The 12,331-nt window shown below is 67.3% G+C and carries 16 protein-coding genes; 9 read left to right on the forward strand and 7 right to left on the reverse strand.

Annotated elements, in window-relative coordinates:
* Positions 1 to 36 precede the first annotated feature (36 nt).
* Together FCF25_RS09565 and FCF25_RS09570 are read left to right on the forward strand one after the other, a co-directional pair.
* Positions 37 to 2,175, forward strand: coding sequence for an alpha-amylase family glycosyl hydrolase (locus tag FCF25_RS09565; RefSeq protein ID WP_137048421.1), 2,139 nt, complete (start codon positions 37 to 39; stop codon positions 2,173 to 2,175).
* Between the two features lie 118 nt (positions 2,176 to 2,293).
* Positions 2,294 to 3,367, forward strand: a complete 1,074-nt coding sequence (locus tag FCF25_RS09570) for a TrmB family transcriptional regulator sugar-binding domain-containing protein (RefSeq protein WP_117592734.1) — start codon at positions 2,294 to 2,296, stop codon at positions 3,365 to 3,367.
* Between the two features lie 46 nt (positions 3,368 to 3,413).
* Here FCF25_RS09570 and FCF25_RS09575 read toward each other — a convergent pair whose 3' ends face one another.
* The 7 genes from FCF25_RS09575 to gvpA all read right to left on the reverse strand — a co-directional run bounded on the left by FCF25_RS09575 (position 3,414) and on the right by gvpA (position 8,285).
* Positions 3,414 to 4,115 carry a LysE family translocator gene (locus FCF25_RS09575; RefSeq protein WP_137048423.1) on the reverse strand — a complete coding sequence of 234 codons (702 nt, stop codon included), beginning with the start codon at positions 4,113 to 4,115 and terminating at the stop codon, positions 3,414 to 3,416.
* An 18-nt stretch (positions 4,116 to 4,133) separates the two neighbouring features.
* Positions 4,134 to 4,709 carry an NAD(P)/FAD-dependent oxidoreductase gene (locus tag FCF25_RS09580; protein ID WP_137048425.1) on the reverse strand — a complete coding sequence of 192 codons (576 nt, stop codon included), beginning with the start codon at positions 4,707 to 4,709 and terminating at the stop codon, positions 4,134 to 4,136.
* An 89-nt stretch (positions 4,710 to 4,798) separates the two neighbouring features.
* The gene (locus FCF25_RS09585; RefSeq protein WP_137048427.1) at positions 4,799 to 5,575 is read right to left on the reverse strand and encodes a DedA family protein; all 777 of its coding nucleotides are present in this window, start codon (positions 5,573 to 5,575) and stop codon (positions 4,799 to 4,801) included.
* A 300-nt stretch (positions 5,576 to 5,875) separates the two neighbouring features.
* A complete protein-coding gene (locus FCF25_RS09590) occupies positions 5,876 to 6,790 on the reverse strand; it encodes a serine/threonine-protein kinase RIO2 (RefSeq protein WP_137048428.1) in 915 nt (304 codons plus the stop codon).
* A gap of 339 nt (positions 6,791 to 7,129) precedes the next feature.
* A complete protein-coding gene (locus FCF25_RS09595; protein ID WP_137048430.1) occupies positions 7,130 to 7,399 on the reverse strand; it encodes a hypothetical protein in 270 nt (89 codons plus the stop codon).
* A gap of 4 nt (positions 7,400 to 7,403) precedes the next feature.
* The gene (locus tag FCF25_RS15970; protein WP_137048432.1) at positions 7,404 to 7,937 is read right to left on the reverse strand and encodes a gas vesicle protein; all 534 of its coding nucleotides are present in this window, start codon (positions 7,935 to 7,937) and stop codon (positions 7,404 to 7,406) included.
* Positions 7,938 to 8,012: 75 nt separating this feature from the next.
* The gene (gene gvpA, locus FCF25_RS09605; RefSeq protein ID WP_117592720.1) at positions 8,013 to 8,285 is read right to left on the reverse strand and encodes a gas vesicle protein GvpA; all 273 of its coding nucleotides are present in this window, start codon (positions 8,283 to 8,285) and stop codon (positions 8,013 to 8,015) included.
* A gap of 192 nt (positions 8,286 to 8,477) precedes the next feature.
* Here gvpA and FCF25_RS09610 point away from each other — a divergent pair, with 192 nt between their 5' ends.
* Genes FCF25_RS09610 through gvpL form a run of 7 tightly spaced genes read left to right on the forward strand, consistent with a single transcriptional unit; the run spans position 8,478 to position 12,331 of the window.
* Positions 8,478 to 9,098 (forward strand): GvpL/GvpF family gas vesicle protein, encoded by a 621-nt coding sequence (locus tag FCF25_RS09610; RefSeq protein ID WP_137048434.1) that lies wholly within the window; start codon positions 8,478 to 8,480, stop codon positions 9,096 to 9,098.
* Positions 9,098 to 9,355, forward strand: coding sequence for a gas vesicle protein GvpG (gvpG, locus tag FCF25_RS09615; protein WP_117592716.1), 258 nt, complete (start codon positions 9,098 to 9,100; stop codon positions 9,353 to 9,355). Before FCF25_RS09610 ends, gvpG begins: the two co-directional genes overlap by 1 nt.
* Positions 9,352 to 9,855, forward strand: coding sequence for a gas vesicle protein GvpH (gene gvpH / locus FCF25_RS09620; RefSeq protein WP_137048436.1), 504 nt, complete (start codon positions 9,352 to 9,354; stop codon positions 9,853 to 9,855). The genes gvpG and gvpH overlap by 4 nt, the downstream gene beginning before the upstream one ends.
* Positions 9,852 to 10,694, forward strand: coding sequence for a hypothetical protein (locus FCF25_RS09625; protein WP_137048438.1), 843 nt, complete (start codon positions 9,852 to 9,854; stop codon positions 10,692 to 10,694). Before gvpH ends, FCF25_RS09625 begins: the two co-directional genes overlap by 4 nt.
* On the forward strand, positions 10,691 to 11,149 hold the full coding sequence (gene gvpJ, locus FCF25_RS15975) for a gas vesicle protein GvpJ (protein WP_137048440.1): 459 nt from the start codon (positions 10,691 to 10,693) through the stop codon (positions 11,147 to 11,149). The genes FCF25_RS09625 and gvpJ overlap by 4 nt, the downstream gene beginning before the upstream one ends.
* Complete coding sequence (locus tag FCF25_RS09635; protein WP_137048442.1) at positions 11,136 to 11,447, forward strand: gas vesicle protein K; 312 nt, start codon at positions 11,136 to 11,138, stop codon at positions 11,445 to 11,447. Before gvpJ ends, FCF25_RS09635 begins: the two co-directional genes overlap by 14 nt.
* A complete protein-coding gene (gene gvpL, locus FCF25_RS09640; protein ID WP_137048444.1) occupies positions 11,444 to 12,331 on the forward strand; it encodes a gas vesicle protein GvpL in 888 nt (295 codons plus the stop codon). The genes FCF25_RS09635 and gvpL overlap by 4 nt, the downstream gene beginning before the upstream one ends.

The following is a 12,331-nucleotide window of genomic DNA, read 5'->3' on the forward strand; positions in this document are numbered from 1 at the left end:
CGCAACAGTGATACGCTCTCACTCGTCTCCCCCTGTATGCACCATCCCGGTCCGCCGCGTTTCGTCTCGGTCGGTGAATCCGTCGAACTCGCCCCGCGAAACCCCGACCCGACGGCGTCGTACCGCTGGACCGTCGCCGCCGCGCCCGAGGAGAGCGCGTTCGACGCGGGCGCGAGCATCCCCGTCGGCACGCCGGCGGGCTATCCGGCGGCGAACGGCGACGAAGCCGACGAGACTGGCCCCGTCGTCCACTTCCACCCGGACGCCCCCGGCGCGTACACCGTCGAACTCGACGCTCCCGACGGCGTCCACGAACTGACGGTTCGCGCGTTCCCCGACGAACGTCGCGCCGCGCAGTTCTCGGTCGCCGCCGAGGACCTCCCGCTCCCCGAGTCGGAACTGGACGACACCCCCATCTCGGTTAGCGGACCGTTCAACAACCACCTGATGGCGACGGAGCGCCCGCGCCGCGTCGGCGACGACTACGTGCTCGACGCGCGCTTGCTGCCGGGCGAACACACCGCCGCCTTCTCCGTCGGGGACGACCTCGCGGAGGGCGTCCGCACCAGCGTCGAGGTCGACGGCCCGGGACGCCCGCGTATCCGACTCGACGCGCGCGTCGACGGCGACGAGGCGGTCGTCACCGCGACGCCGAGGAGCGCCCCCGACAGCGACTTTTCGGACGGCGACCTCCCCGTCGAGTTCCACCTCGACGGCCGCGACGAGCTCACGGAGGGCGACGTAGAAATCGACGACCGAGAGCTTCGCGTCCCCATCGACGCGCTTCCGCATCGCGCCCGAATCCACGCCGTCACCGCCGGCGAACGCCGCAGCATCGGCGACACCGTCGTCCTCGACGCGACCGGTTCGGAGTCCGTCGCCGCCACCCGGCCGAACGACCCGCCCGAGTGGGCCGAGACGCCGACGGTGTACGAGATATTCGTCCGCTCGTTCGCGGGCGAGACGCTCCCGACGACGTTCGCCGAGATAGAGCGCCGCGTCGAGTACCTCGAATCCTTGAACGTCGACTGTCTCTGGCTGACGCCGGTGCTCGCCAGTCCGACGACGCACGGCTATCACATCACCGACTACTTCGACACCGCCTCGGACCTCGGGTCGCGCGAGGCGTTCGAGTCGCTCGTCGACCGCTGTCACGAAGCGGATATCAGGGTCGTCTTCGACCTCGTCGTCAACCACACCTCGCGGGACCACCCCGCGTTCCAGCTGCACGCAGCGGGCGTCGAGGAGTACGCCGACCACTTCCGCCGCGTCGACGCCGACCGAAACGTCGTCGACGTCGACTGGGCTAGCCTCCGAGACGGCGACGATATTCCAGAGTACTACTTCAACTGGCAGCGCATCCCGAATCTGAACTACGACTCGCTTTCCGTCCGCTCGTGGATGCTCGACGTCGTCGACGAGTGGGCCGGCGTCGTCGACGGCTTCCGCTGCGACGTGGCGTGGGGCGTCTCGCACGCCTTCTGGAAGGAGGTCAACGACCGCGTCCCCGACGACTTCCTGCTCCTGGACGAGACCATCCCGCGGGACGCCGACTACCACGAGGGCGAGTTCCACATGCACTACGACACGACGCTGTACGAGACGCTCCGCGACGTCGGTTCGGGCGAGAGAACCGCCGACGCCGTGCTCGACGCGCTCGACGACGCGACGTGGGCGGGCTTTCCCGACTCGGCGGTTCACCTCCGCTACGTCGAGAACCACGACGAGGGCCGCTACGTCGACGAGTGCGGCGAAGCGTCGCTGCGCGCGGCCGCCGCGGCGACGTTCACCGTCCCCGGCGCACCGATGATCTACTACGGGCAGGAGCGCGGCGTCCCCGAGCAGCGCGGCCCGATGCGCTGGCACGACGGCGACGCCGACCTCACGGCGTTCCACCGCGCGCTCGCGTCGCTCCGAGCGGAGACGCCGGCGCTGCGCGACGGCAGCGTCGAAGCCGTCGGGTACGACGTCGTCGCCGGCGACGCAGACGCGGTGACCGCTTACGCGCGTGAAGACGAGAACGGTCGGTACGTGGTCGTGCTCAACTTCGGCGCCGACGCCGCGACGGTCTCGTTGGACGAGGCCGTCGAGACGAGGGACCTCCTGACCGGCGAAGCCGTCGCCGCCGGCAACGACCTCACCGTCGTCGACGCCGTCGTTCTCCGCGCCGCGTGACTCCGACTCGGGGTCAGTCCCCGCGCGACCTCCGGTTTCGGCGGTAACCCCCGAAACCCACTCTCTCGCGGCGATTCTACCACCGTGTCTTAAGTACCCCTCCCGGATTCATACACGTATGGACGACGCCGCACTCGGAAACGTGCTCCAACAGTTCGGTCTCTCGGACAAGGAGATAGACACGTACCTCACGCTCTTGGAACACGGGGAGGCGAAGGCGAGCACCGTCGCCGACGCCGCCGGCGTCTCGAAACGCTACGTCTACAGCATCAGCGAGAAACTCGAAGACCGCGGTTTCGTCTCGGTGAACGACCACGTCGTGCCGACGACGATTCGGGCGAACCCGCCGGAGGAAGTCATCGAGTCGTTGACGAAGAACATCGAGACGATGCGCCCGGCGCTGGAGGCGCGCTACTCGCAGGTCGCCCCGCAGACCGAGCGGTTCGAGGTCATCAAATCGCGCGTGACAGTGCTCAAACGGATTCGCTCGCTCATCGACGACGCCGACGAGGAGGTGACGCTATCGATTCCGGCGTCGAACCTCGACGAGGTCGCCGACTCGCTCCGCGCCGCCGTCGACCGCGGGGTGCTCGTGTTGCTGGTGGTCGCCGACGCCGATAGCAGCCTGCAGACGGAGCTAGAAGGGGTCGCCAGCGTCGCGCGCGCGTGGACCGAACCGATGCCGACGATGCTCACCGCTGACCAGCGGGCCGGACTCGTCGCGCCGACGGAGATGATCGCCCGGACCAACAGCGGCACGCGCGCCATCGCCTTCACCGAACCGCGTCTCGGCCCGGTCATCGTCGGCTCGTTTCTCGGCAACTACTGGCCGATGGCCCAGCAGGTGTACGTCACCGAACCGGTGTCGCTGCCGGCGACGTACACGAACTTCCGTCAGACCGTCCTCCAGACGACGCTGCACCTGCGTGCGAACACGCCCCTCCGCGCGAGAATCCGCGGCCGCCGCACCCGCGGCCGGGACGGCTCCGACGAACTCGTCGGCCACGTCGTCGACGTTCGGCAGGGGCTCGCCGCGCCCTCGAACAACTCCTTCCCGGTCGAGAACACGTTGGTCGTCGAGACGGCCGACGGGCTGGTCACCGTCGGCGGCGGCGGGGCGTTCGTCGAAGACGTCGAAGCCGAGAGCGTGACGCTCGAACGCGCGGAGGTTCGGGACGCGGACGACGGGTAAGCGCGACCCGGCGCTTCCGCGCGGTTCGAGTCGGTACCCGTCGTTCTCAGGCGTTCGTCTCGACGAACAACGACCCGCCCAGCGCGAGCAACGCGCCGCCGCTGAGCCACCGGAACGCCCGTCCACCCCCGCCGTCGCCGACCAACGCGCCGACTCGCGTGGCGAACAGCGCGACGCCGCCGAGATACGCGAGCGTCAACGTCGCGTACACGCTCCCGAGTGTGGCCAACTGCGCCGTCGTTCCGCTCCCGCCGACGAACTGGGGCAGGAAGGCCAAGAAGAACAGCGCGACTTTCGGGTTCGAGACGTTGACCGCGACACCTCGGAGGAAGCCGCTCTGGGCGCGTGTCGACAGCGCATCGCGACGAGTACCGTCGACGCCGCTCACGCTCTCGACGGGGCCGGCGTCGACGTCGTGACTCGGCGGCTCCGAACGTTCGGCGTCGATCCCGCGGAGGGTCCGGACGCCGAGATACACCAGATACGCCGCCCCGAGATACTTCACCAGTCGGAACGCGAGCGTCGACTCGCGGAGCAACACCGAGAGTCCGACGGCCGCCGCCGCCGTGTGGACGAGAACGCCGACGCTCACGCCCGCGGCGGCGGCGACGCCGACGCGTCGGCGGGCCCCGACCGACTGCGACAGCACGTAGATCGTGTCGGGGCCGGGCGCGAGAATCAGCGCGAGCGACGCCGGGACGAACGCCGCGAGCGTCTCGACCTCGACCACCGAGAGCGCGTCCAGCACGGCGGAGATGCCGTCTCGCTACGCCTCTTCGTCGCGCAACGACGGGACGTCACCGGGCGTGTCGAAGTCGTGGTAGTGCTCGCCTTTCTCCTTCGAGAGGATGTCCAGCGCCGCCGCGCCCCCGTCGCCCGCCGAGATGACCGCCTGCCACTCCTGGTCGCGAACCATCGCGCCCGTCGCGTACGCTCCCTCGACGCTGGTCTCCATGCTGAGGTCGACGTCGATGGTGTCGTTGTCGCTCTTCTCACAGCCGAGTTCCTCCGCGAGGTCTTTCTTCGCGCCCGTGGCGAACACGACGTACTGCGCGTCGACGTCGTCGTCCTCGGTCGCGACGGTGAAGCCCTCGCCGGCCGATTCGACGCCGGTGACCTTCTCCTCGCGCAACTCAGCGCCGCGGTCCTCGGTCTGCCCGCGCGCGATAGACATGAACTCGTCGCCCGCCAGACTTCGGACGCCGAGGTAGTTGAACAGGTGCGCTTTGTGCATCCACGTCTCGTCGGTGTCGAAGACGACGGTGTCGAGGCCGTTCTTCGCCGTAAAGAGCGCCGCGCTCAGCCCCGCCGGACCGCCGCCGATGACTGCTACGTCCGTCATGTGCTACCGTGTATGGACTCGGTACCCATAATCGTTGACCAAACTGTCCGCGTCGCCGGCCGGCACGAGATTCCGGCCGGACGGAGCCCTCACCGAGTCCCGTTCGCCGCTCGCTCGACTGTGCGCCAGGTGACGACGGCCACAGTCACGGCGGCGAGAACGAAGACAGCGGACAGCGCCGGGTTCGCGCTGGCGACCCCGAGGAGTCGACCGAACTGGGTCCGGAGTATCTCGCTCGCGACGTGATACACCGACTGCTGTCGCCCGTAGTAGACGACGGCGGCGACTGCGACGTTGAACATCAACCCGCCGACGGCGGTGTAGAAGAGGAACTTCCACATCCGCATCCCGGCGAATCCGGCGGGCAGCGAGATGACCGACCGGAGGACGGGAAGCAGTCGCCCCCACAGCACCGAACTCTCGCCCCACTTCTTGAACCACCGCTGGGCGAACGCCAGCCGTCGCTCGGAGACGTCGACTGCGCCGCCGTGAGCTTCGAGGGCGTCGTGACCCTTCTCGCCGAAAAAGCGGTACGCGACGACGCTACCGACGACGACGCCGGCGGTCGTCGCGGCGACGAACAGGGCGAACGAGGCGGGCCCGGTGACTATCAGCCCCGCGCCCACAGGGAGCACGACCTCGCTCGGCAGCAGCGGAAACAGCATCGAGGACTCCAGAAACGTGAAGACGAAGATGGCGAGGTAGCCGTACTGGGCGACGAGGTCCAGCGCCGTCTGGGTGAGTCCGGAGGGCACAGGCTCCGTACGCGCGCCGAGCGTATCGTTCTTGTCGCCGACGCGAACCCAACCGTAGAAATCCCGCCCGAAGCAGTGTCGGTTGCGCTTACTCGCGCTGCGAGTTCGCATACGCGTTCGCCAGCCAGAGAACGATTGCGAGCGCGGCACCGAGCAGAAACGGCGATTCCGGGAGCGGTAGGGTCATCGCCAAGAAGACGAGCAGCAGCGCTCCCAGCGGCCTCGTCCCGAACCGACGTGCAGAAACTCTCGACAGAGAACTCACCTCTGGGGGCTACTCTACGGTGTTTCCCTACAAACGGATTCCGGTGGTCGGGCCACCCGCCGATACTCTCTCACCGATTCTCCGTTCTCGAAGGGAATTTTCGGAGATTCTCTCCTACGCACCAATTCTATATCGCGGCAATCGGTTTACTCTCCGCTGTACTCCCGTACCGTCTCGAACGAGCCGTCGGCGATAGCACGGGCGACAGAGTCGATATCGACCGATTCGGGCATCGATTGGGGGTATTTTCGCTCGAAGTAGCCGACCAGATTTCGCACGTCGCGTTCGAGGAACTCGGCGGCGTTGTCGTGGTCGGTGTCGACCGCTTGCGGCCAGTCGAAGATGGTGATGCCGTCCTCGCTGACCGAGACGTTGTACTCGCTCATGTCGGCGTGGACGTAGCCGAGTCCGTAGGCGACGACGAGCTCCCGGAGGACGAGGTCGAGCACGCCGACGGCCTGTTCGTCCGGGAGCTTCGCGCGCGCGAGTTCCACTCCGGGGAGTTTCTCCATCACGACCGCGTGGCGGTTCTGGTCGACGGGTCGCGGCACGGGGACGCTGGGGTAGAGGTCGCGGAGAACGTCGTGTTCGCGTTCGGCGGCTTTCCGGGCGGTGTAGAGCCACGAGACGTGCTGGTTCTCTGAGGTGTAGTCGCGTTCGCGGTTCACCTCCCGGAAGTTCGTGTACCCCTCGCGGTGGTACTTCAGCGCCAGCGGCTTGTACGACTGAACCTCGTACACGTCGCTCTCCTTGCCGACGCCGAGCGGCGAACCGACGCCGTCGACGGTGTCGCGCTGGGCAAACGCTCGAAGCGCGAGGGCGTCGTACCCCTCGAAGGTGAGACGGTACCCCTCGTACTGGATAGTCCGCTTCTCGACGAGGTCCCGCCGCATGCAGCGGTCGAGGCGGTAGTCGACCTCCTCCGCGGTGAGCCCCGAGTATTCGGGTAGCTTCTCGCGGTTGACCCACTTCCCGAACCGCATCCCCTGCTCGACACCCGAGAGGAGATAGAAGTCCTCGGGGTCGAGGTCCGCCATCACGCTCGCGATGTTCTTCACCATACCCTTCGGTGGGGTGTCGTCGCCTAAAAGGCCCACGTGTCGGCGTATCCCGATTCGATAAACTACCGAGTGCGATATCGAAACGGGCGGCGCGGTCCTCTCCGGTCCCGGGGCAACCGGTGTTCCGACAGTCGGCACCGACTGACCGTGCGTCGTTACGGAGAGTCGATTTCATCCCCGCGGTCGGTGGTCGCGGGACGTTCGTCCGCCGCGCTCCGACGGAGTCCGTTCGACGACACGACGCTGCCGACGGGAGAAAACAGCAGTCCGACGCAGCGTTCGAACCGATGTCGAACGGCGAGTCGACGCCTCGTTCGCGAGCACCCCGTTCGTGTGCAGTCACGCCGTTCGCGTTCGTCGTCCGCGGACGACGTAGGCGACGCCCGTCGCCGAGGCGACTGCGGTGCCGACGACGACGCTACCGACGAGCAGGTGCGTGAAAAGAGGGGTCAAAGCGGCGTCGACGCCCGCCGCCGACAGCGCGGCGAGCCACATCGCCGTCGCCCCGGCGAGAAAGCCGAGTCGATAGCGACCCTGCGCGTCGTGGGCGGCGTCGAGACAGAGGAGTCCGCAGCAACAGAACAGCGCGAGCGTCGCCGAATCCGCCATCGGCCTAGACCTGTTCCTCGCGGTCGGTGTCGGCGCGGCGGTAGCGGTCGACGCGGCGGTAGCCTGTCACGGTACCTCCGTCGTCGAGTTGGATTTCGTACGAGCCCAGGATGTCCTGGGTGTCGGGCACCGACGGCCGTTCGACGACCTCGACGACGCCCTCCCAGCCGTCGTCGACTCGGCGGAGTTCCGTGACGCCGTCGAGTTCGTGACCGATGAGTTCGGTGGCGACGTTTCGCACCGAGTCCTTGACCGACATGATGTCGGCGGTTTCACCGCCGTCCGACGACGAACCGCTCCCTTCGTCGCTTTCGCCGCTTTGGCCGTTTTCGCCGTCCCCGGAGCCGTCAGCCTCCGGTTGCGGTTCTCCCTCGGCGACCTCGTCCAACCGCCGACGAATCGCTTCTTTGGCGCTCGAACGGTCCTCTCCCGATTGTTCGGCCTCGTAGGCGTCGCGCAGCGCCGTCTGGTCGTCTATCTCCTCCAGTTCGTCTTCGAGTTCGTCGACTGTGTGTTCGGTTGGGTTTAACTCTGGCATCGGTGGCTCCGGTCGGATTCCGCAGTCGTTGCCGTGGGTCCTGCCCGGACCGTCCGTCGGCGCGGCTGCGCCGACTTACGTCGTCGGTTCGTTCGGATGCGTGGGCGTGTCGACTTCGATCTCGTTGATGTCGTAGTCGCCCTCCCCGGACGTCGCTTGCTCTATCTTCGATATCTCGTGTGCGTAGTGCAGGAACGTGTCCACCGAAGCGGCGACGATACGAGCCTCGACGGTGAGAATCTCGATACCGACGACCGACACCCGCGCCCAGATGTCGATGACGATTCCTTTGTCGAGAATGCGGTCGAGCACTTCCGCGAGACTCGTACTGTCTGGAGTATTCTGCATCGTACCGAAGAAACAGTGACGACACGGTTAGCCACTTGGCCTGCAAATGCAGGGTGTACATATCCGTCTGGCTGAAGGTGTCTACGGTCCATCGCGTCCCTCGGTCGCCCGCGTATAAACACCCTGCACCTGCCGGCACAAGGGTACACTGGATTGGAACCGATACTGACGGCAGCGGCAGTCGAATTTCCCATGACCGGAACGTATCTCTACACGTACGGGGTGACAGACGACGGGTCGTTCGAGAAGGACATCCCGGGCGTCGACGACGCGACCACGGTGTACACCGTCGACTACCGGCGGTACTCGGCCATCGTCTCCGATATCGAGACGATGGAACCCGAGCAGACCGACGAGAACGCCCGCCTCCACGACGACGTCCTCCAGGCGCTCATCGAAGACCGAACCGTCGTCCCGATGCGCTTCGGGATGACGTTCAAGAACGGCCGCGCGCTGAAAGGCGTCCTCCGCGGCGGCCAGCGCGCGTTCCGCCGGGCGCTGATGAACGTCGACGGGAAAGTCGAACTCGGCGTCAAACTCGTCACCGAGGAGGGCGTCGACGTGGACCGCGACGCCGTCCGCGAGGACGTGACCGAGCGCCTCGGCGAAGTCAGCGACGAGCGCGCCGAGAACGACCTGTTCAGCGACCGTCTCGTCGTCAACGACTCCTACCTCGTCGCCCACGAGGACCGCGAGGCGTTCAACGAGACGATGGGCGACCTGACGGAGGCGTACGAGGGAGAACTGAAAGTACAGTACACGGGGCCGTGGGCCCCGTACAACTTCGTCGACATCGAAATCGAGGCCCAGTGATGTTCATCCTCGACAGACTGTTGATGAAGCCGTTTCTGACTATCGCGGACACGCTGCACACGATGGCAGTCAACGAAGTGTACGACGTGGGCGCGATTCAGGACGAACTGAAGGAGACGCGACTGCTGTACGAACTCGGCGAACTGGACAGAGAGACGTACGAAGCGCGGCGCGAACGGCTCCGAGAGGACCTCGAACTGGCCGAAGAGATGCAACAGAAACTGCTCAGCGGCAACGTACAGGTGGCACAGACGTGACCGACGACCCAGTCGACAGACACGGCGACGACCCCGAAGAGTGGCCGTCGCGCGGCATCGTCGCGCGCGTCCAGTCGCTCTTAGAGACGCTCGCGGCGATGGACCGCAACGGCGAGAGCCGACGCGTCGGCACCGGAAGCGGCCGCTCCGGACCGGCCGACTTCGACTTCGGCTACTCGATTCGGACGGGTATCTCCGACCGACCCGACGACGGGACGGAGCGAACGTACCACGCGCCTTCCGAGGAGACGTTCGACCCCTCGAACGTCCACCTCGACAGCCGCGTCGACGACGACGGCTACCACGTCATCGCCGACGTTCCCGGCGTCTCGGCGTCGCGAATCGACGCGGAGCTCCGCGGCGGGGGACGGACGCTCGTCGTCACCGTCGACGACCGACTCGTCGGCCGAGTGGCGTTCGACGCGCCGATGCGACTCGCCGAGACGGCGGTGCGAAACCACGTCCTTCGCGCGCGACTCGAACTCCGGGAGGAAACATGAGCGAAGAGGCAGACGCCGTGTCCGCGCCCGACCCGGTGGACGCACTCGCCGACGTCGACGACCTCTACGACACGGCCGTCGAGATTCTCGACCGACTCACCGGCGACGACGGCGACGAGGAGGCGGCCGCGGGCGAACGGATAGCGACCGACCTCGACCTGCTCGTCGACGTCGCCGTCGAAGCGGTTGAACTCCTCTCGGCGATAGACGTCGAGACGTTCTTCGAAAACGTCGACGTCGAGGAACTACCGGAGGCCGTCTCGTTCGAAGAACTGCCGGAGGCGCTCGCCGACGGCAACCCGAAGGCGGCGGTGAACGTCTCGAAGCTCGTCCAACTCGTCAATCTGAGCGCGCTCCTGACCGAGACGGACCTCCAACGCACGCGCGAGGAGTACGCCGAACTGGAGGAGGCCGTCGACGCGTTCACCGACGACGGACTGGTACAGACCGACGACGAAGGCGACGGCGACGGCGACGACGAGTTCCTCGAAGACTCGCTGTTCGGCGGCGACGAGGAGACGTCGATGGTGAAGACGGAGGTGTCGCAGGCGGTCATCCAGTCGGAGCTGATGGACGCCATCGAGGAGTTCCGCCGGGGTATCCTCGTCGCCCACAGAGAGCTCGACCGGATGCGCAAGTACAACGAGAAGCGGTTCCGCCAGCGCGCGAGTTCGACGTCGAACTCGCGCAACCCGACCGCTCGGTCGTTCATCCCGTCGTCACGACCGGCCACCGGGGCGAGTCGGTTCTCGACGGTGCCGACGCGGGTTCGACACTCCGACATGGAGGGGCTCGACCGAATCTACGGACGACGGTTCGACGAGGAGGTGGAAAAATGAGTAGCGCCGGCCCCACGCGGACGAGCGACAGTCTCGCCGACGTCGTCGAGATGCTTCTCGACAAGGGCATCGTCATCAACGCCGACATCGTCGTCTCCGTCGGTCAGACGGAACTGCTCGGCATCGAACTGCGGGCGGCCATCGCCTCGTTCGAGACGGCCGCCGAGTACGGCCTGCAGTTCCCCGAGGGAACCGACATGCGGCGCGTCGCAGCGGCGTCCGGTCGCGACGCGCTCCCCGAAGACGAGGAGGGTCCGCTCGCGCCGGTCATCGACGCAGCGGGCGGAAGCGAGGCCGACGGCGAGGAAGCGAGCGAGGCCGACGGCGAGGAAGCGAATGAAACAGGCGACGACGAGGCCGACGCCGAGGAAACGACCGAAGCGGAGGACTCCGACGAAACGAGCGAAGCGACCGAAGCGACCGTCGAACCGGAGGGCGACGATGCCGACGGTTGATATCGACGGCGAGGACGCCTCCGACGGCCTGTTCGCGCTCGTCGTCGCCGTCGTCGAGATACTGGTCGACGCGCTCGAACGCGAGGCGATTCGGCGCATGGAGTCCGGGTCGCTCACCGACGAGGAGATAGAGCGCCTCGGGAGTCACCTCGCGCAGTTGGAAGGCGAGATCGACCGGCTGAAGGAGGAGGTCGGCGTCGGCGACGACGTTGACCGCCTGCGCGGCGACCTCGACGCGCTGGTCAACGACGCGCTGCTCGACCTCCGAGACGGCGAACTGGGGGTCGAGTCTCGATGAGCGCGCCGGCCGCCGACCCCGGGACGACCGTCGACGACGGCCGCTACCTCTACTGCGTCGTCGCCGTCGACGACGGCGAGTCCGACGCCGACTGGAGCGAGTCGAACGCCGTCGACGGCGCGGAGGCGTACCTCGTCACGGCCGACGGAATCGGGGCGGTCGTCCACCGCTGCGAGCGGACGCCGAACCCGAACGACCTCTCGGCGGTCAAGCGGTCGCTGCTCCGCCACCAGCACGTCGTCGACGCGGCGGGCGACGCGTTCGGGACGCCGCTGCCGCTTCGCTTCGGCACCGTCGTCGAGGGCGGCGACGCGGCGGTCCGAGAGTGGCTCGCCGAGACCGCGGCGACCCAGCGACGACATCTCGACGCGTTCGCGGGCAAGTGGGAGTACCGAATCGAGGTCGGCTGGGACGAGGAGGCGCTGGCCGAGGCGGTCGAGTCGTCCGACGACCGACTGGCCGAACTCGCCGAGACGCTCGGCGACTCCTCGGAGGGGACGTCGTTTCTCGTCCAGAAGCAGTACGACAAGCGACTCTCCGACCTCGTGTACGCCGAACGCGAGGAGCGCGTAGCGACGCTCGCGGAGCGGCTCGACCCGCTGGTCGAGGAGATGGAGGAACTCGGTCGACCGGCGGTGTCGCTGGAGGACGACGACGGTTCGGACTCCGGCCCCTCGTTTCGGGTCGCCGTGCTCGCGCCCGAGGAGAACGAGATTCCCATCGGCGACGTGCTCGACGAGGTCGAGGCGAACCCGGAGACGACCGGCGTGCAGTACACCGGCCCGTGGCCGCCGTACACGTTCGCGCCGTCGCTCGGCGAGGAGGGTTCGGACGACGCCGGCTCCGAGTCGGGCGGTCGAGAATCCGAGGCGGGAGGCCGGTAG

It is taken from the genome of Haloprofundus sp. MHR1 (assembly GCF_005155585.1).
GTDB classification, from domain to species: domain Archaea; phylum Halobacteriota; class Halobacteria; order Halobacteriales; family Haloferacaceae; genus Haloprofundus; species Haloprofundus halophilus.

Coding starts and splice junctions, on each gene's coding strand:
- FCF25_RS09565 (WP_137048421.1), top strand. CDS start 37: ATGCACCATCCCGGTCCGCCGCGTTTCGTCTCGGTCGGTGAATCCGTC.
- FCF25_RS09570 (WP_117592734.1), top strand. CDS start 2,294: ATGGACGACGCCGCACTCGGAAACGTGCTCCAACAGTTCGGTCTCTCG.
- FCF25_RS09580 (WP_137048425.1), bottom strand. CDS start 4,709: ATGACGGACGTAGCAGTCATCGGCGGCGGTCCGGCGGGGCTGAGCGCG.
- FCF25_RS09585 (WP_137048427.1), bottom strand. CDS start 5,575: ATGCGAACTCGCAGCGCGAGTAAGCGCAACCGACACTGCTTCGGGCGG.
- FCF25_RS09590 (WP_137048428.1), bottom strand. CDS start 6,790: ATGGTGAAGAACATCGCGAGCGTGATGGCGGACCTCGACCCCGAGGAC.
- FCF25_RS09595 (WP_137048430.1), bottom strand. CDS start 7,399: ATGGCGGATTCGGCGACGCTCGCGCTGTTCTGTTGCTGCGGACTCCTC.
- FCF25_RS15970 (WP_137048432.1), bottom strand. CDS start 7,937: ATGCCAGAGTTAAACCCAACCGAACACACAGTCGACGAACTCGAAGAC.
- gvpA (WP_117592720.1), bottom strand. CDS start 8,285: ATGCAGAATACTCCAGACAGTACGAGTCTCGCGGAAGTGCTCGACCGC.
- FCF25_RS09610 (WP_137048434.1), top strand. CDS start 8,478: ATGACCGGAACGTATCTCTACACGTACGGGGTGACAGACGACGGGTCG.
- gvpG (WP_117592716.1), top strand. CDS start 9,098: ATGTTCATCCTCGACAGACTGTTGATGAAGCCGTTTCTGACTATCGCG.
- FCF25_RS09625 (WP_137048438.1), top strand. CDS start 9,852: ATGAGCGAAGAGGCAGACGCCGTGTCCGCGCCCGACCCGGTGGACGCA.
- gvpJ (WP_137048440.1), top strand. CDS start 10,691: ATGAGTAGCGCCGGCCCCACGCGGACGAGCGACAGTCTCGCCGACGTC.
- FCF25_RS09635 (WP_137048442.1), top strand. CDS start 11,136: ATGCCGACGGTTGATATCGACGGCGAGGACGCCTCCGACGGCCTGTTC.
- gvpL (WP_137048444.1), top strand. CDS start 11,444: ATGAGCGCGCCGGCCGCCGACCCCGGGACGACCGTCGACGACGGCCGC.